The sequence below is a fragment of the Corynebacterium sp. SCR221107 genome, assembly GCF_027886475.1.
Taxonomy (GTDB): domain Bacteria; phylum Actinomycetota; class Actinomycetes; order Mycobacteriales; family Mycobacteriaceae; genus Corynebacterium.
Genome location: NZ_CP115670.1, coordinates 2,984,368 through 3,009,963 on the forward strand (window position 1 = coordinate 2,984,368; position 25,596 = coordinate 3,009,963).

At 61.6% G+C, this 25,596-nt stretch carries 21 protein-coding genes; 16 read left to right on the plus strand and 5 right to left on the minus strand.

Going from position 1 to position 25,596, the window contains the following annotated elements:
- Positions 1–116: 116 nt before the first annotated feature.
- Positions 117–1,610 (minus strand): DUF1846 domain-containing protein, encoded by a 1,494-nt coding sequence (locus PAB09_RS12980; RefSeq protein ID WP_271034045.1) that lies wholly within the window; start codon positions 1,608–1,610, stop codon positions 117–119.
- Between the two features lie 84 nt (positions 1,611–1,694).
- On the opposite strand from PAB09_RS12980, the gene PAB09_RS12985 reads away from it, so the two are divergent.
- Entirely contained in the window at positions 1,695–2,348 is a 654-nt protein-coding gene (locus tag PAB09_RS12985; protein WP_271034046.1) for a cation transporter, read from the plus strand.
- Between the two features lie 66 nt (positions 2,349–2,414).
- Here the strand turns inward: PAB09_RS12985 and PAB09_RS12990 are convergent, their stop codons facing one another.
- From PAB09_RS12990 to PAB09_RS13000, 3 genes are all read right to left on the minus strand, one after another.
- Entirely contained in the window at positions 2,415–3,086 is a 672-nt protein-coding gene (locus PAB09_RS12990) for an NAD(P)H-binding protein (protein WP_271034047.1), read from the minus strand.
- Positions 3,087–3,157: 71 nt separating this feature from the next.
- Entirely contained in the window at positions 3,158–4,696 is a 1,539-nt protein-coding gene (locus PAB09_RS12995) for a multicopper oxidase family protein (RefSeq protein WP_271034048.1), read from the minus strand.
- Positions 4,697–4,719: 23 nt separating this feature from the next.
- The gene (locus PAB09_RS13000; RefSeq protein WP_271034049.1) at positions 4,720–5,346 is read right to left on the minus strand and encodes a CueP family metal-binding protein; all 627 of its coding nucleotides are present in this window, start codon (positions 5,344–5,346) and stop codon (positions 4,720–4,722) included.
- 307 nt (positions 5,347–5,653) lie between these two features.
- Here PAB09_RS13000 and PAB09_RS13005 point away from each other — a divergent pair, with 307 nt between their 5' ends.
- Both PAB09_RS13005 and PAB09_RS13010 read left to right on the plus strand, forming a co-directional pair.
- On the plus strand, positions 5,654–6,379 hold the full coding sequence (locus tag PAB09_RS13005) for a response regulator transcription factor (protein ID WP_271034050.1): 726 nt from the start codon (positions 5,654–5,656) through the stop codon (positions 6,377–6,379).
- Positions 6,376–7,596, plus strand: a complete 1,221-nt coding sequence (locus tag PAB09_RS13010) for a sensor histidine kinase (protein ID WP_271034051.1) — start codon at positions 6,376–6,378, stop codon at positions 7,594–7,596. Before PAB09_RS13005 ends, PAB09_RS13010 begins: the two co-directional genes overlap by 4 nt.
- Before the next feature lie 99 nt (positions 7,597–7,695).
- On the opposite strand, the gene PAB09_RS13015 is transcribed toward PAB09_RS13010, so the two are convergent.
- Positions 7,696–8,940 carry a dicarboxylate/amino acid:cation symporter gene (locus tag PAB09_RS13015; RefSeq protein ID WP_271034052.1) on the minus strand — a complete coding sequence of 415 codons (1,245 nt, stop codon included), beginning with the start codon at positions 8,938–8,940 and terminating at the stop codon, positions 7,696–7,698.
- A gap of 511 nt (positions 8,941–9,451) precedes the next feature.
- Between PAB09_RS13015 and PAB09_RS13020 the strand changes: the two genes are divergently transcribed.
- From PAB09_RS13020 to PAB09_RS13080, 13 genes are all read left to right on the plus strand, one after another.
- Positions 9,452–9,913: an SdpI family protein gene (locus PAB09_RS13020; protein WP_271034053.1), complete on the plus strand. Its 462-nt coding sequence runs from the start codon at positions 9,452–9,454 to the stop codon at positions 9,911–9,913.
- Positions 9,914–10,206: 293 nt separating this feature from the next.
- The gene (gene trpB / locus PAB09_RS13025) at positions 10,207–11,559 is read left to right on the plus strand and encodes a tryptophan synthase subunit beta (RefSeq protein WP_271034054.1); all 1,353 of its coding nucleotides are present in this window, start codon (positions 10,207–10,209) and stop codon (positions 11,557–11,559) included.
- Positions 11,560–11,627: 68 nt separating this feature from the next.
- The gene (locus PAB09_RS13030; protein WP_442873677.1) at positions 11,628–13,181 is read left to right on the plus strand and encodes an anthranilate synthase component 1; all 1,554 of its coding nucleotides are present in this window, start codon (positions 11,628–11,630) and stop codon (positions 13,179–13,181) included.
- Positions 13,181–13,810, plus strand: a complete 630-nt coding sequence (locus PAB09_RS13035; RefSeq protein WP_271034056.1) for an anthranilate synthase component II — start codon at positions 13,181–13,183, stop codon at positions 13,808–13,810. Before PAB09_RS13030 ends, PAB09_RS13035 begins: the two co-directional genes overlap by 1 nt.
- A gap of 87 nt (positions 13,811–13,897) precedes the next feature.
- Positions 13,898–14,923, plus strand: coding sequence for an anthranilate phosphoribosyltransferase (gene trpD / locus PAB09_RS13040; protein ID WP_271034057.1), 1,026 nt, complete (start codon positions 13,898–13,900; stop codon positions 14,921–14,923).
- Entirely contained in the window at positions 14,913–16,334 is a 1,422-nt protein-coding gene (gene trpCF, locus PAB09_RS13045; RefSeq protein ID WP_271034058.1) for a bifunctional indole-3-glycerol-phosphate synthase TrpC/phosphoribosylanthranilate isomerase TrpF, read from the plus strand. Before trpD ends, trpCF begins: the two co-directional genes overlap by 11 nt.
- A gap of 8 nt (positions 16,335–16,342) precedes the next feature.
- Positions 16,343–17,602 (plus strand): tryptophan synthase subunit beta, encoded by a 1,260-nt coding sequence (trpB, locus tag PAB09_RS13050; RefSeq protein WP_271034059.1) that lies wholly within the window; start codon positions 16,343–16,345, stop codon positions 17,600–17,602.
- A gap of 2 nt (positions 17,603–17,604) precedes the next feature.
- The gene (gene trpA, locus PAB09_RS13055) at positions 17,605–18,441 is read left to right on the plus strand and encodes a tryptophan synthase subunit alpha (protein WP_271034060.1); all 837 of its coding nucleotides are present in this window, start codon (positions 17,605–17,607) and stop codon (positions 18,439–18,441) included.
- A gap of 911 nt (positions 18,442–19,352) precedes the next feature.
- Positions 19,353–20,825 (plus strand): cytochrome ubiquinol oxidase subunit I, encoded by a 1,473-nt coding sequence (locus PAB09_RS13060; RefSeq protein ID WP_271034061.1) that lies wholly within the window; start codon positions 19,353–19,355, stop codon positions 20,823–20,825.
- A gap of 3 nt (positions 20,826–20,828) precedes the next feature.
- The gene (gene cydB, locus PAB09_RS13065) at positions 20,829–21,812 is read left to right on the plus strand and encodes a cytochrome d ubiquinol oxidase subunit II (RefSeq protein WP_271034062.1); all 984 of its coding nucleotides are present in this window, start codon (positions 20,829–20,831) and stop codon (positions 21,810–21,812) included.
- 1 nt (position 21,813) lies between these two features.
- Entirely contained in the window at positions 21,814–23,361 is a 1,548-nt protein-coding gene (locus PAB09_RS13070; RefSeq protein ID WP_271034063.1) for an ATP-binding cassette domain-containing protein, read from the plus strand.
- Positions 23,358–24,863 carry an amino acid ABC transporter ATP-binding/permease protein gene (locus tag PAB09_RS13075; RefSeq protein WP_271034064.1) on the plus strand — a complete coding sequence of 502 codons (1,506 nt, stop codon included), beginning with the start codon at positions 23,358–23,360 and terminating at the stop codon, positions 24,861–24,863. The genes PAB09_RS13070 and PAB09_RS13075 overlap by 4 nt, the downstream gene beginning before the upstream one ends.
- Positions 24,864–25,189: 326 nt before the next feature.
- The gene (locus tag PAB09_RS13080) at positions 25,190–25,576 is read left to right on the plus strand and encodes a Rieske (2Fe-2S) protein (RefSeq protein ID WP_271034065.1); all 387 of its coding nucleotides are present in this window, start codon (positions 25,190–25,192) and stop codon (positions 25,574–25,576) included.
- Positions 25,577–25,596: the final 20 nt, after the last annotated feature.

A 25,596-nucleotide genomic window follows, 5' to 3' on the forward strand; every position in this document is an offset into this window, starting at 1 on the left:
CTTCCTTGGTAAGTCGTTCTTTACGGCACTCGATAGCCTGTCTTCCTAGCACAGGAAATGACTAACGCGCCGGCTAGCATGTGTGTGCAGCTGGCGCGTTTCGTGCTTAAGAAGGTCTAGCGCTTCTGGTACAAAGACTTCTTCTGGAACTTCGGATCAGAGGTCACCAGCACGCCTAGGTTGCGGAAGATGGACTCGTCGACCGAGCCCAGGATGGTGGTGGTGTGGGCATCGCAGCCGCGCAGGTTCTGCAGCTGCTCCAGGGCCCGGCGCGCCTCCTCGTTCGTAGATGCCGAGACCGACAAGGCGATGAGCACCTCGTCGGTGTGCAGGCGCGGGTTGTGGCTGCCCAGATGGTTGATCTTGAGGCTTTGAATCGGCTCGATCGACTCCGGGGACAAGAGGTGATGGTCATCCTCAATGCCTGCTAGGTGCTTGAGCGCGTTGAGCAGCATCGCCGCCGAGCACCCGAGCAGCTCGGAGGTGCGGCCGGTGATGATGGTGCCGTCGGCGAGCTCAATCGCGCAGGCAGGTCCGCCTGTTTCCTCCGCGCGGGTGCGGGCGGGCAGCACCACCGGGCGATCGGTGGCCTTGATCTTGGCCTTCGCCATGACCACCGCGGCGCGGTCGGACTGCGTGGAGTCGAGGCCGCCGCGCGCCTCGTCGACAAGCGCCTTGAAGTAACGGCGGATGATCTCCTGGCGGCTGGCCTGCCTACACACCTCGTCGTCGATGATGCACAGGCCCGCCATGTTCACGCCCATGTCGGTCGGCGACTGGTAGGGGGTCGTGCCGGTGAGCTTTTCCAGCAGCACCTTCAGCAGCGGGAAGGCCTCCACGTCGCGGTTGTAGTTGACGGTGGACTCACCATAGGCCGACAGGTGGAAGTGGTCGATGACGTTGGCGTCGTTGAGGTCCACCGTGGCCGCCTCGTAGGCCAGGTTGACCGGGTGATCCAGCGGCAGGTTCCAGATGGGGAAGGTCTCAAACTTGGCGTACCCGGCCGATCCGCCGCGCTGGTACTCGTGGTAGACCTGCGAGAGGCAGGTGGCCAACTTTCCGGAGCCCGGCCCCGGGGCGGTGACCACCACGAGGTCCCGGGTGGTCTCGGCGAACTCGTTGCGACCCAGCCCGTCGGGGGAGACGATGAAGTCGGTGTCGGAGGGGTAACCGGGGATCACGCGGTGGCGGGCAACCTTCATCCCCAAACGCTCAAGGCGGTCCTTGAACTCCACCGCTTGGCGGTTATCGTCCTCCATCTGGGTGAGCACGATGTTTTCCACCAGGAAACCGCGCCCGCGGAAGACGTCGACCAGGCGCAGCACGTCCTCGTCGTAGGTGATGCCGAGATCCGCGCGCACCTTGTTGCGCTGCAGGTCCTTGGCGTTGATGCAGACGAGGATCTCCACCTCGTCCTTGATCCGGTCGAGCATCGCGATCTTGTTGTCCGGGGTGAACCCAGGCAACACGCGCGAGGCGTGCATGTCGTCGAAGAGCTTGCCGCCCATCTCCAGGTACAGCTTGCCCCCGATTTTCTCCCGGCGCGCTTTGATGTGCTCCGATTGCAAGTCGATGTATTTTTCGCGATCGAAGCCGATCCCGTGCGCCATGTAGCATTCCCTTCCGAGGTCCGTTTTGGGTTTAGTTTAATTCGCTTACCGACGCCCACGGTAACCGGAATAGAATCAACAACTATGACTTCAGCCTCCGCAGCTCGCGACGCTTTCGACCGCGACGATGACGATGACGAAATCAACGCAGCGAATCTGACCACCCGCTCCCGCAGGATCGTCGCGATCGTTGCGGGACTGAATCTGCTCGGCTTCGCCGGCGAGGTTATTATCGCCTCCATCATCGGCTCGGCCTCGCTTTTCGCCGACGCCGCCGACTTCCTCGAGGATTTCCTCATCAACCTGCTCGTGCTCACCGCCCTCGGCTGGTCGGTGGCCTCCCGCCGCAAGGCCTCGGTGGGTTTGGCAGGACTCATCCTCATCCCCGCGGTCGCCGCGTTCGGCACGGCGATCTGGAAGATCATCACCGGAACCCCGCCAGAGGCCTTTACCTTGTCCGGCACCGCCATCGCCGCCGGACTCATCAACCTCGTCTGCGCGCTCCTGCTGCTCTCCCTGCGCAACGGCGGGGAGGCTCTGGTGCGCGGTGCCTGGCTGGCCGCGCGCAACGACGTGCTCGCCAACATCCTCATCCTCGCCGCGGGCATCGTCACCATTTTCTGGGCCACCATCTGGCCGGACGTGGTGGTGGGCATCATCATCGGTGTGATCAACCTTGGCGCGGCCAAGGAGGTCTTGGAGCAAGCCCGGGCGGAGGTCCCTGAGCTCGAAGACTAGCTCCACACACGGTACAGGCGCGCTTCCCAGCTATGAGGGGAAGCGCGCCTTTTCTTCGCTTAAGATTTAACCGATGCTGCTGACTGGATTCACTCCATCGACAAAAGCCAGCGGGCTGGCCGGGAACTCATCACGGCCCGCAACCTCCGCGATCACCTGCGCAACCAACTCGCGGGCTGTGTGCGTGCCCTGGGCCGGGGCATCATCAGCCACCACCTCGATACCTACGGCCGGCTCATCTGTCAGCGACGAAGGGCCAAGAATGAGATAGTCCAGCGTGCTCTCGCCCAGGCGCAGATCCACCGCCTTTTTCGCCTTCACATAGGCATCCCACGAGCTGCCGTCATTCGGCTCCTCCCGCAAGGTAGCCCCAAGGTAAGAGATCATGACATAACGCGGCGGACGATCCATCGACTCCAAGGCATCGATGGTGGCAAGAGCGCCATCACGATCAATGTCCAGGGTCGCCTGCGCGCCGGCGCGCCCACCATTGCCCGCACCCCAGATCACCAGATCGTAGTTGCTAAAAAGCTCGGCCCAGTTCGCAGCCGATTGCTTGGTCAGATCGCGTACCACCACGCCCGCACCGAGTGCCTCCAGCTCCGGGGTGTATGCGGGAATGCGCACCAGCGCATCCACGCTGTGGCCCGCCTGCACCAGCAGGGGAGTGGCCAGCAGCGCAATCTTGCCGTGGCCACCGATATAGAGAATCTTCTTTGCAGTCGTGTTTGTTGTCATGACGCCCAACCTACCACCGCTGGCGCGCACGGAACCGTCGCCTCAACGTTGCCGCGCGCGACGCCAAGGCTTTAGTAGTTCAGCTGTGCCATCATGCCTGTTGCCATGTGATATCCGTTGTGGCAATGTAACACCCACTCGCCGGGGTTGTTGGCTATCAGCTCCGCGTTGACCGACTGGCCGGGCGGGATCAAGATGGTGTCCTTGCGCAGACCCCCGTTGTCCGGCAGGGACCAGGTGTGGCCGTGGATGTGCATCGGGTGGGCCATGGCGGTGGTGTTGCGCATGGTCATCAGCACGCGCTGGCCGGAGGAGACCGTGGCCAAGGTATCGCCGCCAATGGACATGCCCCACCTATACGGCATCATCTGTCCGGTCAGTTCCACATCTAGGCGCACGTCGGGCTCGCCTGTGGCAAGGCGCGCGGAGTCGGCGGCGACAAGGTCCGTCAAAAATGACGCAGGGGCCTCGAGCTGGGCGAAGCTGGCCTCAGGGCTTGGCGCTTCGCCGGAGGCGGTGCGTATCACCGCGAAGGCGCGCCCGTCTTTTCCGGCCGCGAGTGCGGTCAGCGGGAAGACACCGTCGGCAAGCGTGACCTCGACGTCGGCACGCTCACCCATGCCGAGGTAGAAGGAATCGACCTGCTTGGGCACGACCGCATAACCGTCGGTCGCGATAACGGTCATCGTGTGCCCGCCGAGGGCGACCTTGAAGATGGTGTCGGCACCTGCGTTAATAAAGCGCAGCCGAGCCTTCTGGCCGGCCTTGGCCTCGAAGGTGCGGAAGGCAGCTGGAATGCGCTCGTTGAGCAGGTAATGCGGGTAGGCCAGATCGCCCGCGTCACCGCCGAGTGCGGGATCACCCGGGCCTGCATGCATACCCGCCATGCTTGCCGACGCCACGCTGCCCGATGGCATGCTTGCGGATTCTGCCATGGCAGCGTGGTTGTGCATGGAGTGGTCCATGCCCTCCATCGCGCTACCACCAGAACCGCTCATGGAGTCGAACATGGCCAGCTGCTCGTCGGGGGTGTGCCCATCGATGCCGTCAAGCCAATCGTCGAGAAAGATCGTCCATTCGACGTCGTAGTCGCCTGGATCGGAAGGATCGCGCACAATCAAAGGAGCGTGCAGGCCACGATCGAGCTGGATGCCGCTGTGGGAGTGATAGAAGTAGGTGCCCGCGTGCGGCACCTGGAAGCTATAGCTAAAACTTTCGCCGGGCTCGATGGGGTCCTGGGTAATCCCCGGCACGCCATCGACATCGTTCGGGATCGCCAGCCCGTGCCAGTGGATGGAGGTGGACTCGGGCAGCTCGTTGCTGATGTCGACCTGCAGGATGTCCCCGGCTGTGACCTCAATGGCGGGATCCCCATCGGAGGATTCATAACCCCAGGTGGTGGCCTCGATCCCGCCGAGATCGATGCTGCGCTGTTTCGCCACAAGGTTCTTGTGAACCGCGGGATCAGGCAACACCGAGGGAGTGGGGAAGGCTTTGGTGACAGACGGGCTCGAGGAGGAGCCACCCGTTTGCCCGCCGCAGGCTGCAAGGGTGACCCCACCCGCAATGCCGAGGCCGCCGAGAAGGAATTGCCGTCTCGTGACATTCATTACTGGGTTGATTTCCCTTCTGTTTAGGAGAGCTTGAGTGTGGTGACGCAGGTAGCACCGTCGGCGGTGGAATCAAAGTCGACCGTGCCCGTCTTGCCTTCGGACTCAACGGTGATCGTTCCCGTGGTCTCCTTCGGCACCCAGAACCCGGCGAAGCCGTTGTCAAAGGTCGTGGTGTCCTCGTCGATGAGCGTGTTTCCGTCCTTGTCGGTGAAGGTGACGTGAATGGGTGTGTTGGCCAGCTCCCCCTTGCAGGTGGTCAGGCTGTGGTAGAAGCAATCGTGCGTCTGGAACTCATAGGGGGCCACGGAGATGTAGGTGGTGTTGTCCGGAAGCGGGAGGCTGAGAAACTCCTCCTTATTGTTCGCGTTGGCAATCTGAAGCTCGTCCGGGCGCACCGATGCCCGCAGGTCGCTGGGGCGATCCGCCACCGCCAGGCGATCGAGCTCGTCGATGATCGTGGTCGCGTCCTTGTCCTGCAGCTCGTACTTGGCAAGCAGCTCGTTGGCGCCGGCTGAGGAGCTGCTTGCTGCGGAGGCGTTCGACGCTGCAGAGTCAGCTTGCTCGCTGCCGCAGGCTGTCAGCCCTACGAAGCTGGCTGCAGCGGTCAGAATCGATAGCGTTGCGATTGTTCCTTGCCGACGTTTCACGGCTTCTCCTTGGTTGCTTGCTCGAGGTCAGCCACTAACGCGGAAGCGTCATGCGTGGCACGGGACTTGAGAAAGTTCTAACACCCCCGAGGTGAGAAAAGTAAGGCCGTACCTCGCCCGTGGCGCACCCCTTCGATCGTTAGTGGTGATCTCCCTCACACACATTGGGAAGGCATGCCGAACACGGAGCTGAAAAGCCCAGCCTGTGACGCCTTGTCACCGTCGGAAAGCAAGAAAACTCGGGCACAGATGGTGAATATGAAGATTATGTAAAGATTGCGCGGGTGATACTGGCGATACTGGAGTAATGACCCTTCCGACACAGCCGGAGCAATACGTGCTCATCGTCGAAGACGAAAGGCCCCTATCGAAGATGATCGCGGCCTACCTCGAGCGGGCAGGATTTCGCGTGGGACAGGAATTCACAGGCCCCGGCGCGGTCGCCACCGCCCGCCTGACCGCGCCCGATGTCATCATCCTCGACCTCGGCCTGCCCGGGATGGACGGGCTCGAGGTATGCCAGAAAATCCGCGAGTTTTCCGACTGCTACATCCTCATGCTCACCGCCCGGGGTGCCGAAGAAGACCGGATAACGGGGCTGACTACCGGGGCGGATGACTACCTCTCCAAGCCCTTTAGCGTGCGCGAACTCGTCACCCGCATTCACACGCTTCTGCGGCGCCCCCGCGCCCGGCAAGCCGCCAAGGAAACGGCCAGCACAGCGATTGATCCGGCACACACAGTAGTCGAGGATCTCACCATCGACACCGCCGCCCATCAGGTCTGGTGTGCAGGCCGCGAGGTGGCACTCACCAAACTCGAGTTTGACCTGTTGCAGGCACTGGCCACCAAGCCCGGCCAGGTGCTCAGCCGCGAGGAACTGGTCGCAACCGTGTGGGAGACGGACTGGATAGGGGAGGAGCGCGTCGTCGACGTGCATGTAGGCAATGTCAGGCGCAAGCTCGCAAGCCACGGCAGCCGCGCCACCATCGCCACCGTGCGCGGGGTCGGCTACCGAATGGGACAGCCATGAACCGAGTACCGCTCAGCATCAGATTTCTCTTAGCTCAAATCGCCGTTGCGGCGGCGAGCCTGCTGGCGGCCGGGGCGATCGCCCTTGTTATCGGGCCGCGGTTGTTCCACGAGCACCTGCTTATGGCGGGCCTATCCGATCCCTCCAGTGAGCTCACCCATGTCGAGCAGGCCTACCGCGATGCCGGGGCGGCTACCCTTTCGGTTGCGATCGTTGTCGCCGCCCTGTGCGCCGGTGTCGCCGGGTGGCTTTTGTCGCTGCGCATCAAGCGCCCCCTCACCGAGCTCACCCGCGCAGCCTCGAACGTGGCCCGGGGACGTTACGCTACCCGGGTGCCTACCGACGTCGCCCGTGTCGCAGGCCCCGAGATGGCCATGCTCACCAGCGCCTTTAACATCATGGCCGAGCGTATCGACAACACCGAGGCGCTGCGTCGGCAGCTCCTTTCCGATCTCGCCCACGAGATGGCCACGCCGGTGTCCGTGCTCGGCGTGTATTGCGAGGGGCTCCAGGACGACGTCGTGGAGTGGAACCAAGAAACCCAAGACGTCTTCGACGAACAACTAGGGCGCCTCAAACGCCTCATTGCCGACATCGACGAGGTTTCCCGCGCGCAGGAGCGGCGCATCGAATTGCACCGGCAACCGATCTCCCTAGCGGAGCTGGTGCAGGTGACTTACTCCTCCTATCGCGAGCCCTACGCCACCAAAGGGGTCCAGCTCCACCTGCGCGCCGTCCCACAGCAATGGGTGGTCAACGCCGATAGGCAAAGGCTCGGGCAGGTACTGGGCAACCTCCTAGCCAACGCCCTGCGCCATACGCCGCCGGGCGGCACGGTCACCATCTTTGCCGAAGGGCCAGGTATTGAGAGTTCCGGTTCATCAGGCGGCACCGGCGAAGTGGGGGATCAGGTCGTGCCTGTTGGACGCTCAAGCGACGGAGGGAATGCCGCTACCGGCATGGTGCGCATAGGCGTCAGCGACACCGGAGAGGGCCTGAGCCCCGACCAGCAGACGCGGGTGTTCGAGCGTTTCTATCGCGGGGACGGTGCCCGCAGCACCTCCGGCGGGGGATCCGGCGTTGGGCTGACCATCGCCCGCGGGCTCGTCGAGGCCCACGGCGGAACGCTGTCCGTAACCTCACCCGGCCTCGGCAAGGGAGCGACCTTCACCTTCACGCTTCCCCTGGGTGAGGGGATGCCGAACAGCACGCAGTAGCGTTTCGGGCAGCCGGCAACTGTCCGATGTTTCACGTGAAACACCCCGCCTCCCTCATTCTTATGAGGGAGGCGGGGTGTTATTGCGTATAGCTACAGGTTAGTCCTGCTCGTCGAGGCCAGAGATGGCAGCAGCGAGGCCGAGATCGTCCTCGTCGTCAAGTTCGGAGCGCTCGATGTTGCCCTTGGCAAACTTATCGACGACCATCGCAATGGCGCCGTCGCCAGTGACGTTACAAGCGGTGCCGAAGGAGTCGATGGCGATATAGGCAGCGATCATGAGTGCAACCTGATCGTCGTTAAAGCCCAGGCTGGAGGAAAGCAGGCCGACCGCGGCCATGATGGCGCCACCAGGAACGCCCGGCGCGGCAACCATCGTCACGCCCAGCATGAGGATGAAGCCGACGGCGGTGCCCAGCGGAATATCCATGCCGTCCATGAACATGATGGCGAAGGCAAACAACGTAATCTTCATCATCGAACCAGACAAGTGGATGGTCGCGCACAGCGGGATGACGAAGCCGGCGACTGACTTGGAGATCCCGTTCTTGCGGGCGCACTGGTAGGTGACCGGAATGGTCGCCGCAGAAGAAGAGGTGCCCAGCGCGGTGAAGTAGGCCGGGAGCATGTTCTTCAGGGAGCTAAACGGGTTCTTGCCGGCAATGCCGCCAGCAAGAAGGAACTGCAGCAGCAGCAAGACGATGGACATGATGATCGCCAGAACCAGGACCTTGGCAAAGGCGGTCAGGACGTCAGCCAGGTTGCCGTTCATACCCAGGGACAAGAACATGCCGAAGATGTAGATCGGCAGCAAGGGAACGATGAAGGAGGAGATCACCTTCATGACCACCCGACGCAGGTCAGCAACACCGGCGTAGAGGGTGTCCGACTTCACCGACGTCATGGCCACGCCGACCACGAAGGCGAGGATCAGGGCGGTCATGACCTCCATCGGAGCCGGCATCTCAACCGTGATATAGGAGCTCAGCGCACCTTCCTCGATGTCCGAGACGGTGATGGAGTCATGCCCGGCCAGCAGGGTCGGGTAGAGGGCGGTGGACACAGCCCACGCAATCAGACCGGAAACGAGTGCGGAGCCGTAGGCGATACCCGTGGTGATCGCCAGCCACTTACCCGCTCCGCGTCCCAGGCCGGCAATCGCCGGGGTGATGAGGGCGAAGATGAGCACTGGGACGAAGAATCCCAGGAAGTTACCGAACAGGCCGTTAAAGGTGACAAATACGCGGGCCAAGGCCTCGGGGAAGAAGAAGCTGCAGATGATGCCCAGGATGATCGCCACGACGATCCTAAACAGCAGCGACGACGACAGTCGTTTGAAGTCCATAGTGGTGAAACCTTTTATGAGGAGGACGTGCATGATAAAAGACACCGTGAAGCGGTGCCACAAACGCGCCCCACGAAGCCGCTTTCGCTTCGCGCTAATGCTGCTCAAACCGATCAAGCAGGGGACGGTTTAGGAAATAATGTACGCGGTCGGGGTTGATTTCCCTACATCAATTGTCAAGAATTAGCCTGATTTTACGCTGTCGAACGAGCCTCTTTTGGCACCTCAGGGCACGTGTTCACACCCCCTACCTGTCGATAAGCAGACATATACAGGAGAGCACCTAAACATGCAATCCTTTGCACACATTTTTTTGTGAGATTATGCGAGATCGGCGCTCGGCGTGCATTTTTCATCTATAGCCGGTCGCTTTTGACCCGCGTGGGATTCATCTTTTTAGCGGCGCGAGTGTGCATCGGAATCGAACGCTAACCCTTTCTCCGCCCTTTTTGAGGGCGGGGTGGCAACCCCGGGCTTAGGGATTCTTGTCGTTGGCGTTAGAGTAATGGCCATGATCATCGGCGTAATCCTCATCATCTTGGGCCTGGCCCTCCTCGTCCTTGGGCTCATGGCATGGAAGCGCAAGCTGCCCGGCAACTCCATGTTTGGTATCCGCGTGCCGGAGGTTCGCAAGTCCGAAGAAGTTTGGCGCGCAGCGCACCAGGTGGCCGGCCCGATTTGGGTCGTGGGTGCGATCTCGTGGCTCCTTGGTGGACTGATCGCCTTCCCCGCCAGCGGGCTTGCCTGGGGAATGCCGGTGCTGTTTTTCATCGTCGGCATCATCCTTTTGAGCGTCGGCGCCAACTTCGGCGCGCGCACCGCGGTGCTTCTCGACGAACAAGGGTCCGCGGACTCTGATGGTTGCGATAACGGAAGCTGCAACTGCGGTGATGGCGGCTGCGCCGAAGAGGCACCCGCGCCGTCGGTCGACCTGGATGCCCTGCGCAAGGCGGCCTCCGCGCAGGATAGCTAGAGTTTCAACCTCACCGCAGCTACCCCATCTTCTTGCCCCTGAGGCAGACAAAATGCCGTTTTGTCTTGCACGCGGGAAGGAAGGTGGGGTAATTTTTCTTTCGTGATCAACTCGATGCGTAACTGGTGGTGGCGCGCTTAACCGGCGGGCCGCTTTCGCGTATCAATCATTGTCTGGCTCGCACATGCTTCCTCGACTGAAGCGGCGGGCCATTTTTTCTTAGACTGGTCGCCGCCCAAGCCGAAGAAGTTGTTTGATGAATCAACCCCCAAACAACGAAAGGCACATTCCCCATGACCCACCAGCACCCAGTCCTCGGCGAAGTCCGCGACACCCTCATCGATGCCTACTTCGGCGAGTTCGGCGGCCAATACGTCCCCGAGGTCATGTACCCGGTGCTCGACGAGCTCGAGAAGGCCTATGTCGATGCGCTTGCCGATCCGGAATTCGCCAAGGAGCTCGACCGGCTGCAGCGGCACTACCTCGGCCGCCCCACTCCGGTCACCGAGTGTGCCAACCTTCCGCTGGAAGGAAAGGGCCGGGGCAAGGCCCGCATTTTCTTAAAGCGTGAGGATCTCGTTCACGGCGGCGCACACAAGGGCAACCAGGTGCTCGCGCAGGCGCTGATTGCCAAGCGTTTGGGCAAGACCCGGCTGATCGCCGAGACGGGTGCGGGCCAGCACGGCACCGCCACCGCCATGGTGGCGGCCCTCATGGGCATGGACTGCACCATCTATATGGGCGCCAAGGATGTCGCACGCCAGCAGCCGAATGTCTACCGCATGCGGCTTATGGGTGCCGAGGTCGTACCAGTGTCCAACGAGCACGGCGATTCCATGTCCGATGCCATCGACACCGCGCTCATGGACTGGGTGGACAACCTCGCAACCACTCACTACCTGATCGGCTCCGCTGTCGGCCCGCACCCGTTCCCAAAGCTGGTCCACGAGTACCAGGCCGTGATCTCACGCGAGTCTCGCGAACAAATGCTGGAGCTTACCGGGCGTCTGCCCGATGCGGTGGTGGCCGCCGTGGGCGGTGGCTCCAACGCCATCGGTGCCTTCGCCGATTACCTCACCAATAAGCCTGGCAATGAGAAGGTCCGCATTATCGGCGTGGAGCCTGCAGGTCAAGGTCTTGATTCCGGCAAGCACGGCGCCCCACTCGAGCGCGGCTCGATCGGCATCCAGCACGGCTTCCGCTCCTTTGTCTTGCTTGACGACGAAGGCAACGTGCTGCCCAGCTTCTCCGTCTCCGCCGGCCTGGATTACCCAGGGGTGGGCCCAGAGCACGGCTACCTGATGACCACCGGCCGCGCCGACTACTACGGCATCACCGATGCCGAGGCACTGCAGGCCTTCCGCATGCTGTCTCGCTATGAGGGCATCATCCCAGCACTGGAGTCTTCCCACGCGCTGGCCTACGCGCTCAAGATGGCGGAGAATGCCGAGGAGACCGGTGAGGAGATCAACATTCTGGTCAACCTCTCCGGCCGCGGCGACAAGGACGTCGCCTACGTGCGCAACATCTTAGGCGATCTGGCCACGCTGGATCCGGCAACCCACCCGGTCACGCACCCGGATGTGGCCAAGGTGCTTGCCGAAATGACCGAAGAGTCCAACCGCCACGAGGGCTTGACCCAGTAGTTTTCTCACCCGGCTTCCACGGCCGATTAACTATTGGTCGTGCTATAGAATAAGCCGGAACGAAAGGGATGTTAATGATCGTCGACAAGCGAGAAGTGCGCTATCACGAGGATGCCTCGGCATTATTCGCCCACCTAGGCGGCCTCGATGCGCAGGATTCGGTGCTGCTGGAGTCCAGCGACATCGAGTCGAAGAAAAACACCATGTGCGTGGCCGTCCTCACCGCCGCCGTCCGCGTGACTTGCACCGGCCAACAGGTGGTCGCTGAGGCGCTCAGCGACACGGGACAGGCGATCGTCGATAGGTTGCGCGGCCAGCTGCCCGACTACCTCACCCACGATGACGGCTCGACCGTCACCTTCAGCTTCTCGCTGTCTGAGCTTCACGACGAGCGCAAGCGCCTGCAGGCACCGAGCACCGCCGAGGTCTTGCGCGCGCTCCAACTCGACGCGGGCTACAAGGGGTCCAACCTCCCCTTCCTCGGAGGTGGCTTCGCCTTCGACTATCTCGAAACCTTTGAGAAGCTGTCCACGGTCCGCGAGGGCCTGAACACCTACCCCGACTTCCAGTTCCTCGTCGCGGAAACCTATCTCCTCATCGATCACCTCTCGCGCACCGCCGAGGTGGAGGCCGTAGGCGTCGATGGGCAAGCGCTGACCACACGCCTCGACGATCTCGTGGAGCAGATCGCCGCGGCGCCGACCACCTATGAGGAGCCCACGCCAACCGCCGACGAGCCGTTACGGGTGCTGGCAACCGTGACCGATGCGGAATTCCGCGACCAGGTCAAAGCACTCAAGGGCAACATCTACGACGGCGATATCTATCAGGTAGTGCCCGCACGCGCCTTCGAGATGACCTGCGACGATGCCTTTGCTGCTTACCGACGCCTACGGTCGACCAACCCCAGCCCCTACATGTTCTACGTGCGTGGCCTGGCGGCGGGGAAGACCTACGAGCTCATCGGCGCCTCCCCGGAGTCTAACTTGAAGTTCGACGCCGCTACCCGCGAGGTGCAGCTCTATCCGATCGCCGGCACCCGCCCGCGCGGGCTCAACCCGGACGGGAGCATCAACCACGAGCTCGACATCCGCGCCGAGTTGGATATGCGCACCGACGCCAAGGAGATCGCCGAGCACACGATGCTCGTGGACCTTGCGCGCAATGATTTGGCGCGCGTCGCTGTGCCCGCCACTCGCCGCGTCGCCGACCTGCTTCAGGTCGATCGCTACTCCCGCGTCATGCACCTGGTCAGCCGAGTGACTGCAACGCTGGATCCAGACTTCGACGCGCTCGACGCCTACCGTGCCTGCATGAACATGGGAACACTGACCGGAGCACCTAAATTGCGTGCAATGGAACTACTGCGCGGGGTGGAGCAGACCCGGCGCGGTTCCTACGGCGGCGCCGTCGGCTATCTGCGCGGCGATGGTTCGATGGACACCTGCATCGTCATCCGCTCGGCATTCATCCAAGACGGCAAGGCCATCGTCCAAGCCGGCGCGGGTGTCGTGCGCGACTCCTCTCCACAATCGGAGGCCGACGAGACACTCCACAAAGCCTATGCCGTCATCAACGCCATCGCGCTGGCACAGGGAACGACCCCCGAGGTGATCCGCTAATGAACAAAGACATCCACGTCGTGCTGGTCGATAACCACGACTCCTTCGTCTATAACCTAGTCGACGCGCTCGCCGTTGGCGGCTATAAGACCACGGTGTTCCGCAATACCGTGGCGGTGGAGGAGATGCTCGCCGCCAAGCCCGACCTCATCGTGCTCTCGCCGGGTCCGGGCCACCCGCTCGAGGCGGGCAACATGATGACGCTCATCGACACCGTCATCGGGGAGGTACCGATACTTGGCATCTGCCTGGGATTCCAGGCACTTCTCGAGCACTTCGGCGGCAAGGTGGGTCCGTGCGGCCCGGTCCACGGCACCACCGATCGCATGACCCTGAGCGAAGCCGGCCTTGCCAGCCCCATCTTCGCCGACCTCACCGTCGACGCCGGTCCGGAAAACGGCTTCCACGGCACCCAGGTTCCCATTGCGCGCTACCATTCCTTAGGTTGCACACAAGCAGACACCCTTATCTCCCTGGGAACCTGCGATTCGGAGATCGGCAAGGTGATCATGGCCGCGCAGTCCCCGGACGGCAAGGCCATCGGCCTCCAGTTCCACCCGGAGTCGGTGCTCTCCCCGAAGGGCCCCATCATTCTCGATCGCTGTATCGCGGCTCTGTTGGAGACCTAACCAAGCCCCATTGCAATGTGATTAAATTGCATTCAATTTACATGAACTTTCCCCGTTAACCCCGATATCTCACAAGAGGCAAGAATTATGTCAACTGAAGACAACGTTGGACTGCTCCTGAAGTACCTCGACAACTTCCATCCCACCATCGAAGAGGCCGAGGCAGTGTTTCGCCCGCTGACTTTCGGCGAGTACGAAGACATCCACATCGCCGCGCTGCTGGCGACCCTGCGCACCCGCGGCGAGACCTTCGCCGACATCGCGGGTGCCGCCCGCGCCTTCCTCGACGCCGCGCGCCCCTTCCCGATTAGCGGCAAGGGCCTGCTCGATACCGCCGGCACCGGCGGCGACGGCGCCAACACCATCAACATCACCACCGGCGCCTCGCTCATCGCCGCCGTCGGTGGCGCCAAGGTGGTCAAGTGCGGCAACCGCTCGGTCAGCTCCAAGTCCGGCTCGGCCGACGTGCTTGAGGCTTTGAATATCCCGCTCGACCTCGATCCGGAGCGAGCCTTGCGCCAGTTCGAGGCCTCCAACTTCACCTTCTTGTTTGCGCCTGCCTACCATCCGGCCGTCGCTCACGTCATGCCGGTGCGCCGCGCTTTGAAGGTGCCCACCATCTTCAACACCCTGGGCCCCATCATCGCGCCGGCGAAGCCAGAGTTCCAGGTCATGGGCGTTGCCAAGCCGCAAATCGGTGAGATGGTCGCCGAGACCTTCCGCGTCCTCGGTCGCGGCCATGCCATCGTCGTCCACGGCTCGGGTACCGACGAGATCGCCGTTCACGGCCCCACCAAGATCTGGGAGGTTCGCGGTGAAGAAATCACGCACTACGAGATCACCCCTGATGATCTTGGTCTTGGCACCTACGCACTCTCCGAGCTCGCCGGCGGCGACGGCGCCGAGAACGCCCGCCTCATGCGCCAGAGTTTCGCTGGCAAGGGCCCGCGGGCGCACCGCGACGCCCTGGCCGCCAACGCTGGTGGCATGTTCTACGTCACCGGTATCACCGATTCCATCAAGGAGGGTGCGGAGCTGGCTATTGATCTGCTGGAGTCCGGCCAGGTCAACCAGTGGCTGAAGTTTCACGAGGAGGCAAACTATGGGAAGTAATCTTCCCACCGTGCTCGAGGGCATCGTTTCTGCCCGCCGCGGCCACCTGCAAGAGATCCGGGAGCGGATCGCGCACGTGGACGTCGACAAGCTGGAAAAGTCCGACCGCAGCCTCTTCGAAAACCTCTACGGGCACAGCAATGCCTTCATCATGGAGTGTAAATCCGCCTCACCTTCGCTGGGACTTATCCGCGGCGATTATCATCCCGGCGACATCGCGCGGGTGTACTCGCGCTACGCGGCAGGCATTTCGGTGCTGTGCGAGCCGGAGCGCTTCCACGGCGATTACAATCATCTGGCCACCGTGCGCGCCTCCACGCACCTGCCGGTGCTGTGCAAGGACTTCATCATCGATAAGGTGCAGATCCACGCCGCGCGCTACTTCGGCGCCGACGCCGTCTTGCTCATGCTTTCCGTGCTTTCCGACGAAGAGTATGCCGAACTTGCCGCCGAGGCCGAGCGCTTCGGGCTCGACGTCCTGACTGAGATCATCGACGAGGAAGAGCTCGCGCGCGCCACCCGCCTGGGTGCGAAGATCTTTGGCATCAATCACCGCAATCTTCACGACCTTTCCATCGACCTCACCCGCTCCGGCAGGCTAGCGGCACTCGCCCCAAAGGGCGTGGCGATCGTGTCCGAATCGGGCATCCGGGATAACGCGACGGTGCGCGCGCTCGGCGGGCATTCCAACGCCTTCCTCGTCGGCTCGCAGCTGACCGGACAGCCAGATATCGACCGTGCTGCCCGTGAGCTCGTCTACGGCCCCAACAAGGTCTGCGGGCTGCGCAGCGGGAGCGCGGCTCAAGCCGCTCGCGCCGCGGGTGCGGTCTATGGCGGCCTCGTGTTCGAGGAGGTGTCGCCGCGCAATGTTTCACGTGAAACAGCGCAGGAAATCATCGCCGCCGAGCCCGGACTGAAGTTCGTGGCCGTGTCCCGCCGCACCGCCGGTTGGGAGGAGCTTGCGTTCGACGGCATCTCCGTCCTCCAGATCCACGCACCTTACCAGGGCAGCCTGGAGGCCGAGCGGGCACTCATCGCCAGCGTCCGCGCGGTCGCGGGGGAGCGGGAGGTCTGGCGCGCGGTATCGATGAGCACCACAGAGGACGCCGCACTGGCAACGGCGCTGGCGGAAGACGTCGACAAGCTCATTCTCGACGCCGGCAACGGCGGCACGGGTGCAAGCTTTGATTGGACGCTGGTTCCCCAGGAGGTCAAGCACAAGGCCCTGCTGGCCGGCGGACTGCGCGCGGACACGGTCACCGATGCCCTCGGCGTCGGATGCGTCGGCCTCGACCTTAATTCCGGGCTCGAATATCCCGCCGACGCCGGCGTGTCGGCCGGGCACAAGGACGCCGCCCAGATTCAAGCAGCATTTAACGCGATCCGCACATACGTGAAAAACGAAAAGTAGGAACCACCATGACTGATAATTACTCCGCGCTGCGCGACGGCGGGGCGACCCTGCTGCCCGCTTACTTCGGCGAATTCGGTGGCCAGTTCGTCCCCGAATCCCTCATCCCGGCCCTCGACCAGCTCGAGAAGGCCTTTGTGGATGCGCAAAATGACCCAGAGTTCCGCAAGGAACTCGCTGGCTATCTCAAGGACTACCTGGGCCGCCCGACCCCGCTGACGGAATGCTCCAACCTCCCCTTGGCCGGCAAGGGCAAGGGTCACGCCCGCATCTTCCTCAAGCGCGAGGACCTGGTCCACGGTGGCGCCCACAAGACCAACCAGGTCATCGGCCAGGCACTTCTGGCCAAGCGCATGGGCAAGACCCGCATCATCGCCGAGACCGGTGCGGGCCAGCACGGCACCGCCACCGCGCTTGCCTGCGCGCTGCTCGGCCTCGACTGCGTTATCTACATGGGCGCAAAAGACGTCGAACGCCAGCAGCCGAACGTCTACCGCATGCAACTCATGGGCGCGAAGGTCGTTCCCGTCGACTCCGGCTCCGGCACACTTAAGGACGCGGTCAACGAAGCACTGCGCGACTGGACGGCCACCTTCCACGAGTCTCACTACCTGCTCGGCACCGCCGCAGGCCCGCACCCTTTCCCCACGATCGTGCGTGAGTTCCATCGCGTCATCTCCGAGGAGGCCAAACAGCAGATGCTTGAGCGCACCGGTGGCCTGCCGGATGTCGTCGTTGCCTGCGTCGGCGGCGGTTCCAACGCGATCGGCATGTTCGCCGACTTCATCGACGAGCCGAGCGTGGAACTTGTCGGCGCCGAGCCCGGCGGCGAGGGCCTAAGCTCCGGCAAACACGGCGCAACCATCTCCAACGGCCAGATCGGCATCCTCCACGGCGCCAAGAGCTACCTGATGCGCAACTCCGACGGCCAGGTAGAGGAGTCCTATTCGATCTCGGCAGGCCTCGACTACCCGGGCGTTGGACCGCAGCACGCCTACTTGTCCGCGTCCGGCCGCGCGACTTACGTGGCCATCACCGACGCCGAGGCACTCGAAGCCTTCCAGCTTCTCAGCCTCAAGGAGGGCATCATCCCCGCCCTCGAGTCCTCCCACGCAATGGCCTATGCCCTCAAGCGCGCGGCACTTGCCGAAGAAGAAGGAAAGGACATCACCATCCTGGTGTCCCTGTCCGGCCGTGGCGATAAGGACGTCGACCACGTCCGTCGCACCCTCGAAGCCAACCCCGAGCTCAAGCTGAAGGAGCAGTAAACATGAGCCGCTACGACAAGCTTTTCGCCGACCTCACCGCCCGCGGGGAAGGTGCGTTCGTGCCCTTCATCATGCTCGGCGACCCCAGCCCGGAAGACTCACTGGAGATCATTCGCACCGTCGTCAACGCGGGTGCCGACGCCCTCGAGCTCGGCGTACCCTTCTCCGATCCTGTCGCCGACGGTCCCACCATCCAGAAGTCCCACCTGCGCGCCCTCGACAATGGGGCCACCGTCGAAGGCTCCCTGGCGCTCATCCGCCAGATACGCGCCGAGTTCCCGGACTTGCCGATCGGCATGCTCATCTACGGCAATGTCCCCTTTACCCGTGGCCTCGAACCCTTCTACCAGGAATTCAAGGACGCTGGCGCGGACTCCATCCTCCTGCCGGATGTTCCCGTGCGCGAGGGTAAGCCCTTCATCGCCGCGGCGAAGAAGGCGGACATCGCCCCGATCTTCATCGCACCCGCGCAATCCCGTGAGGACACCCTGCAGGGCGTGGCAGCCCACTCCGAGGGCTACATCTATGCGATTTCCCGCGATGGCGTGACCGGCACCGAGCGCGAGTCTCAAACAACGGGTCTCAAGGATGTCGTCGCCAACGTCACCCGCTTCGGTGGCGCCCCCGTGCTCCTTGGTTTTGGTATCTCCACGCCAAAGCATGTGGCTGATGCCATCGCGGCCGGTGCGGCCGGCGCCATTACGGGTTCGGCGATCACATCGATCATCGAGTCCCACTGCGAAGGCGCACACCCGAACCCAGCACACATCACGGACCTGCCAGGACTGAAGGCAGAACTCACCGAGTTCGTCTCCGCCATGAAACAGGCAACGAAGTAGTACCACGCGGGCCACGACCTACCGCCGCTTTTCAGCAATCACACCTAAGCCTAGGCATGCAGCAACGGTTGCATGCATAGGCTTTTGCTTTCCGACGTACACGTGCAATCAAAATCCAAAGCAATCCGGCACATCAATTGACCACCAAAGATTAAACAAGCCCCATTTTGCTTGGGCTCAATATTGTTGAGATTGTGTACCCCAGCGCAGCAGGGAAGTGGGTTGGCGATGCTTCCAGCCAACAGGCCCAAGTATTACCCCACAGGTTCGAGACAGACTAATTCCTTTGCATTGTGTGCAATTGTTGTATTAGCTGGATATTCATTCAACTTATAGACGAGTTAAGGAGTTGGTTCTCACCATCTTTAACATTCACCCATGCAGTCCGATTGTATGCAATATGATCATCTGCTTTAGGGGAGGGTGGTGGGCAATTCTGCCACCACCCATCATTCAGAAACATTTTTCCAGTGCCGCCGAGTATCGATAGCTAAGGTTTGACAAGCCATCACGGATTCTCAGATGACAAAACGCCCATCTCACTCACACCGTCACTAACTGCTCGCCCGTGGGCAACGACCGCCAACAACCTTGGATTTGTGCCGAGTTGATCCAATCGTCAATGTGACAAAACGGAGGTGGGAAGGAAGGTTGCACGCGATACGCCAATAACTTCGCCGCGAACCTCCCTTGAGGGCATTTGGTTAGCTGACCTTTTGAATTCGATAGATAATACATGTCATTTTGCTGTGGGATGCCCCCATAGACTGACACGACCTTCAGTTCTTATGCATCGTGGGGAAAAGTATTACCCCGTTAGGTTAGACCTCAAAGGAGTCAATCGGAACTAATTCCACACGGTGTCCGACTAATTAGATACCCCCTACCGTATATCGAAGGTTTGTTGCTTCATGGATATTGTCGACATTTCGCGGTGGCAGTTCGGTATCACGACCGTGTACCACTTCTTGTTTGTACCACTAACCATCGGGCTCGCCCCCTTGGTAGCACTCATGCAAACATTCTGGGTCAAGACAAATAAAGAGTCTTGGTACCGCGCCACACGCTTTTTCGGAAACCTGTTTCTTATCAACTTCGCAATGGGTGTCGTAACTGGCATCGTCCAGGAATTCCAATTCGGAATGAACTGGTCTGAGTTTTCAAGGTACGTGGGCGACGTCTTCGGCGCACCGCTGGCCTTTGAGGGACTCGCAGCCTTCTTCGTCGAATCCACCTTCCTAGGATTGTGGATCTTCGGATGGGGGAGGCTTCCCCGCTGGGTCCACCTCGCCTGCATCTGGCTCGTCGCAGTGGCCGTCAACCTCTCCGCCTACTTCATCATCGTGGCCAATTCCTTCATGCAGCACCCTGTGGGCGCCATCCACAACGAAGCCACGGGGCGGGCGGAGCTCGTTGATTTCTGGGCCCTGCTGACCAACTCAACGGCGCTGGCGGCGTGGCCCCACACGGTAGCTGGTTCACTGCTGACCGGCGCAACAGTCCTCGCCGGCATCGCAACGTGGTGGATGATCAAAGAACGCAAGAACAGCGATGCTAGCCAGCTGTGGCGCCCCGCCGCGCGCCTGGGAATGTGGGTAACCGGCGTTTCAGCTCTTGCCTTGTTCATCACAGGCGACATTCAAGCGAAGCTCATGTTTGTCCAGCAACCGATGAAGATGGCCGCCGCCGAATCGCTGTGTACCACGCAGACCGACCCCAGCTTTTCCATTTTGAGCGTGGGCACGCACAACAATTGCGACTCAGTGCTCCACCTGATTGAGGTCCCAGGAGTGCTGAGCTTTCTCGCGGGTGGCACGTTCTCTGGAGTGACCCTCGAGGGAGTAAAGGACCTCCAGGCCACCTACGAGGCTACCTATGGTCCCGGCAACTACTCGCCGAATCTATTTGTCACCTATTGGTCTTTCCGCATGATGATCGGGCTCATTGTCGGATCTCTCGCCTTGATGGTCGTCGGGCTGTGGATGACCCGCCGAAAGGCAAAAGAGCCCTCCGAGAAGGGAAGGAAGTGGCTTCGGTGGCTGGCTCTCGTAGCTATCCCATTCCCATTTCTTGCCAACTCTGCCGGATGGATATTCACCGAGATGGGCCGACAGCCGTGGGTGGTGGCCCCGAATCCTAGCTCGGTGGAGCCGATTCACCTCATTGTGGACTTTGGTGTTTCCAACCATGCGGAATGGACTGTTTGGGTTTCGCTTATTGGATTCACAGTAGTCTACGGTGGCCTTGCCGTCGTGTGGTTCTGGCTCATTCGGAAAAAGGTCCTAGCGGGACCATTGCCGCAGGGAAGTAGCCTTCACATCGCCGAAGACACCTACGGGCCGCAAGATTCTACACTTGCACCCCTGTCCTTTAAGGAGGCCTAAGCAATGGATCTCAATACCGTATGGTTCATCCTCATCGCCGTACTCTTCGCGGGGTACTTCCTTCTGGAGGGCTTTGACTTTGGGGTAGGGATGTTACTGCCGTTCCTGTCCCGTCGCGAGCGCACCGCAGCGATCAAGGCTATCGGCCCGGTCTGGGACGGCAACGAGGTCTGGTTGATCACGGCCGGCGGTGCACTCTTCGCAGCGTTTCCGGAATGGTATGCGACGATGTTTTCGGGGTTTTATCTACCGCTCTTCCTCATACTCATTTCACTCATTCTGCGCGGGGTCGGGCTCGAGTGGCGTGGAAAGATTGACTCGCCAACGTGGCGGGATCGGTGCGATATTGGTATCGGCATCGGGTCGTGGGTGCCCGCCTTACTGTGGGGTGTCGCCTTTGCAAATCTCGTCCGGGGCGTACCCATTGATGGCGCACGCCAGATTGACTCCGGTCTAGCTAACCTGGGTGGTTTGCTCAATCCCTTTGGGCTTCTTGGGGGAGCGGCCTTCCTTGGGCTCTTCCTCCTTCACGGAGCTGTCTTCCTGAGTCTCAAGACGGCCGAACCATTGCGTTCCCGCACGCACACATTGGCCCGACGCATGTTTCTCCCGACGCTGCTCATTGCAGGCGGTTTTGTGTTGTGGCTCCAAATAAACCACGGGAAGCCCGCCACGTGGATCGCTTTCGGGCTCACCATCGTCGCATTGCTTCTTAGCGGGGTTGCCCTCCTCAAGGGACGCGATGGTGTCGCCTTCGCCGCCACCGCGATGTCTGTGTTGGCTGTCGTCGGCCTCGTCTTCGGGTCCCTTTTCCCCAATCTCATGCCGTCAACCCTCGATCCCGCTGGAGGCCTCGACATCTACAACGCTTCCAGTTCCCACTACACCCTCGTCATCATGACGTGGGCCGCAGCCTTGCTCACACCGTTGGTCATCGCGTATCAGGGATGGACGTATTGGGTTTTTAGAAAGCGTGTAATGGTTTAACATGTCCTCCGGCCCCATCGACATGCGCCTGCTCAAGGTCAGCCCAGCGGCGCTTCGTTACGTCATCGGCACGGGGATTACACAGGCCGTGGAGACGGCACTCGTCGTGCTCCGCGGCCTGCTGCTCGGTACGCTCACCGCCGCGGCGATCACCGAATTTCCCATGTTTCACGTGAAACTGTCGCTTCTGGGCGCCCTGGCTGCCACCGTGCTGGCCCACGGTGGCCTCGCCTGGGTACGCAACTCCTGGACCGCTCGAGCCGCGGGTGCCACCATCCACCAACTTCGCACCGTGGCCGTGAAGGCCCTTCGCAACCACGATCCCCGCGACATCAGCGCGGAGGCAGCGCGTTGGACGTTGACCCTCGGGCGCGAGCTGGAGGGCCTGCGGCCGTATCTTGCTGAATACATCCCCGCACTCGTCGCAGTGTGCTTGTCGACGCCCACCGCCCTCGCAGTCATCTTTTACCTCGACCGCCCTGCTGGCTGGCTCGCGTTAAGCACCATTCCGTTGATTCCCATCTTCATGATCCTCATCGGGAAGCTCACCCAGAGGCACACCCAGGCTCGCCTCGCGGCCGCCTCCGCGCTCCAGCACCGCTTGGCGGACATTCTCGGGGGCGCACAGACATTGCGCAGATATCATCGCGAGCAGGCCCCACGCCGAGAACTGGAGACCGCGGGCACCGGGCACGCCAACACCACGATGGGAGTCCTCAGGCTCGCCTTTCTTTCGTCGTTTGCGCTCGAATTCCTCGCCACGTTATCTGTCGCCCTTGTGGCGGTCTCGGTGGGGCTGCGGCTGCTCGACGGAGGCATCGAGCTTGCCTCAGCACTCATCGTGCTCATCATCGTCCCGGAGGTTTACGCTCCACTGCGAGCCGTGGGAACGAGTTTCCACGCCGCCGCCGAAGGTACCACCGCGGCCGCGGAAGCGCTGGCACTCATCGACACCCGTGCGCCCTGCGGTGGTTACCGCAGCATCTCCGATGAGGTGGCGTGTACGAATCTTTCCGTCAGCGGTAGGGAAGGACAAACACCTCGAGAGCTCTCCTTTAGCGCCCCGCGTGGGACAATCACCGTACTGAGTGGCCCCAATGGCTCCGGAAAGTCCACGACGCTGCTGGCCATTGCCGGATTGCTTCCCGACGCCAAAGTTAGTGGGAAAGTGGAAGCACCTCAACATCTGGCCTACCTTCCTGCAGTCCCCGTGTGGCTTTCGGGAAGCGTAACGGACAACATTGTCGAACTTGGCGCAAGCAAACAATCGGCATCACAGGTCTTAGGCGAACTCTCCTTGGACATCAGCTCAGACGAGCCTCGCTCCCTTTCGACCGGACAGGCGCACCGGGTTGCTATTGCACGCACCCTGGCGCATGAACACACCGAGGCGGTGCTCCTCGATGAGCCCAGCGCTCACCTGAGCCCCGAGCTGGTTGAGGATCTTATCAGCGTTCTTCACGCTGAGACAAAGAGGGGAGTGTGCGTTATCGTCGCTAGCCACGATCCGCGTTTGCACGCGATCGCCGATCAGGTGGTGACCCTGTGAATTCCTATAGACAGTTGCGTGCTATTCTCGCCCGCGCGGGCGTACGTCCCATCCACCTCATCACAGCCACCACGCTCAGCGCCCTGACTCTCTCGGCCGCCCTAGGGCTGACGGTGTTGTCCGGGTGGCTCATCACCCGGGCCTGGGAAATGCCTCCCGTGCTTGATCTCAGCATCGCGATCACGGGTGTGCGCGCATTGGGAATATCCAGGGCCGCCTTTCGCTATAGCGACCGGCTTTATGCTCATCGCTTGGCTTTGCGAGCCCAGACCACCTTGCGGTGCATCGCCTTCGATGCAGGTGGAGATATCAGCGACACCGATGTTGAGCGGATCACCGATTCCATCGTGCGCTCTCTCGTCCCCTTCTACACCGCAGGACTCATTTCCGTTCTTACGATCGGCGGTATCGCGCTCCTCCAACCACTCGCAGCAGTCATCCTAACTACCGCCTTCCTGGTAACCGGTATCGTGTGCCCGGTGCTTGCCTCTCGCGCTACCCGCGTCGTGAATGCCACCGCGGATCTTGACGCACTCGATGCCTCCTTGCGCCGCCTGATGCTCCATCGCGCCGAATATTCTGTCGCGGGGCAACTAGAACGCCTCGAGTCCCGCGTCGAGGACTGTTCACAATCAACAACTGCGAGCCAGCAGCGCAACCAGGCCCTTACCTCCACAGCTCGCATGCTTTCCACGCTGGCCCAGGGGCTTAGCATCTTCGGCATCACAGTCGTTGGCATCACCTTCTACTCCGGGGAACCCACATGGCTCGGCATGCTCGTACTCATTCCCCTTGCTAGCTTCGAGGCACACGCGGGACTAGACAAGGCGGCCATTCACTTAAGAGAAGCAATGCGTTCCGCCACAAAGCTCCATGAGGCAATGCGTAGGGAAGCAGAGCAGCCTACAACCCCCGCCGTGATTGACATCAGCGCCACAGACGCACTTTGCCAATACGGCGAGCAACGCTGGACACTGTCTGCTCCCTTTAATTCGCGGCTGATTATTCGCGGACCATCAGGTCTGGGCAAGTCCACACTTCTGCGCACCCTCGCTGGAGAATTACCGACGAGGGAAGGAGTCGTGCAAGCGAGTAGCCTCGCCCAATTTCACTCCGAGGACGAGTGGATCTTCGCCACTACCGTGCGCGAAAACTTGCTTCTAGCCAAGCCCGATGCGAACGACGCCCAGATCCTAGCGGCATTAGAGGCGGTGGGATTCACCTTGCCGCTGGACACCCTCCTCGAGGATGGCGCGGGATCGCTATCTTCCGGACAACGCCGTCGGCTTCTCTTGGCGCGAGCTTTGCTGAGCGATGCCCCCATCCTCCTCCTCGATGAACCCACCGAGCACATCGCCACCGCGGATGCCCATGCGCTACTCACCCTCCTGAAGCAACCGAACCTTCCTGGCACCCTACCTCACAGAACCATCATCGCGGTCACCCACCTTGAGGAGGATGCCCCCGAGGTTTCACGTGAAACCTCGTGCGACAGTGAGTAAGAAGGCGTGAGTGCGTGTGCACTCCGCGGCCGACAAGGAGAGGGGAGAAGACCGCTGTGAGGTCAGTCGCCCCACCCTTAAAGGTCGGCGAGGATTAAAAACCGAGTCTTCAACGACCGCGATGCTTTCCGTACGCACCACGCGTCAGCTTCAGCCGCCTTCCACACGATGAAGGAAACCGATAGCTCGTTGTCGAATGGCCTGCCCTTGGCCTCCATTCGTTCGTCACTGTGACAATTAACGGCCTCATGCTTTTCCACCCATTTCAGGTGAGCACCTTGGCGTCGTAAAGCGTAAAAAGCATGCGGGGTGAGATACTGAAATACATGACTACTTCACCCCAGCCATTCCAATGCTCTCGGCGCATGTTCCTCCTAGGAACCGCCACCACCTTCGCGGGCGCCCTGCTCGCCGCCTGCGGAAGTGCCGCCGAAGTGAACTCGGTCGCCGTCACAGACGTCCCAGTCGGAAGTGCCCTCATTGTGGGCGGCTACATCGTCGCCCAGCCTACCGAAGGCCACTACGTGGCTTACTCGACGAAGTGCCCCCATGCCGGATCGCCGATCACGGTCGTTAAGGATGACATCGTCCGCTGTACCCAGCACGGCTCTGAGTTCAGCATCGTCGACGGCTCCGTGACCGACGGTCCATCCCGCGACCCATTGGAAACGCGCACAGCGACCGTTGAAGGTGACTCTATCGCGCTTTCTTAGCTCATCCAACACCCTCCCTT

Bases quoted from the DNA above. Each gene is read 5' to 3' on its own strand.
- trpCF (WP_271034058.1), top strand. From the start codon at position 14,913: ATGGGAAGTAATCTTCCCACCGTGCTCGAGGGCATCGTTTCTGCCCGC.
- PAB09_RS13010 (WP_271034051.1), top strand. From the start codon at position 6,376: ATGAACCGAGTACCGCTCAGCATCAGATTTCTCTTAGCTCAAATCGCC.
- PAB09_RS13015 (WP_271034052.1), bottom strand. From the start codon at position 8,940: ATGGACTTCAAACGACTGTCGTCGTCGCTGCTGTTTAGGATCGTCGTG.
- PAB09_RS13035 (WP_271034056.1), top strand. From the start codon at position 13,181: ATGAACAAAGACATCCACGTCGTGCTGGTCGATAACCACGACTCCTTC.
- PAB09_RS12995 (WP_271034048.1), bottom strand. From the start codon at position 4,696: ATGAATGTCACGAGACGGCAATTCCTTCTCGGCGGCCTCGGCATTGCG.
- trpB (WP_271034059.1), top strand. From the start codon at position 16,343: ATGACTGATAATTACTCCGCGCTGCGCGACGGCGGGGCGACCCTGCTG.
- PAB09_RS13070 (WP_271034063.1), top strand. From the start codon at position 21,814: ATGTCCTCCGGCCCCATCGACATGCGCCTGCTCAAGGTCAGCCCAGCG.
- trpA (WP_271034060.1), top strand. From the start codon at position 17,605: ATGAGCCGCTACGACAAGCTTTTCGCCGACCTCACCGCCCGCGGGGAA.
- trpB (WP_271034054.1), top strand. From the start codon at position 10,207: ATGACCCACCAGCACCCAGTCCTCGGCGAAGTCCGCGACACCCTCATC.
- PAB09_RS12985 (WP_271034046.1), top strand. From the start codon at position 1,695: ATGACTTCAGCCTCCGCAGCTCGCGACGCTTTCGACCGCGACGATGAC.
- cydB (WP_271034062.1), top strand. From the start codon at position 20,829: ATGGATCTCAATACCGTATGGTTCATCCTCATCGCCGTACTCTTCGCG.
- PAB09_RS12980 (WP_271034045.1), bottom strand. From the start codon at position 1,610: ATGGCGCACGGGATCGGCTTCGATCGCGAAAAATACATCGACTTGCAA.
- PAB09_RS13030 (WP_442873677.1), top strand. From the start codon at position 11,628: ATGTTAATGATCGTCGACAAGCGAGAAGTGCGCTATCACGAGGATGCC.
- PAB09_RS13060 (WP_271034061.1), top strand. From the start codon at position 19,353: ATGGATATTGTCGACATTTCGCGGTGGCAGTTCGGTATCACGACCGTG.
- PAB09_RS13005 (WP_271034050.1), top strand. From the start codon at position 5,654: ATGACCCTTCCGACACAGCCGGAGCAATACGTGCTCATCGTCGAAGAC.
- PAB09_RS13020 (WP_271034053.1), top strand. From the start codon at position 9,452: ATGATCATCGGCGTAATCCTCATCATCTTGGGCCTGGCCCTCCTCGTC.
- PAB09_RS13080 (WP_271034065.1), top strand. From the start codon at position 25,190: ATGACTACTTCACCCCAGCCATTCCAATGCTCTCGGCGCATGTTCCTC.
- PAB09_RS12990 (WP_271034047.1), bottom strand. From the start codon at position 3,086: ATGACAACAAACACGACTGCAAAGAAGATTCTCTATATCGGTGGCCAC.
- trpD (WP_271034057.1), top strand. From the start codon at position 13,898: ATGTCAACTGAAGACAACGTTGGACTGCTCCTGAAGTACCTCGACAAC.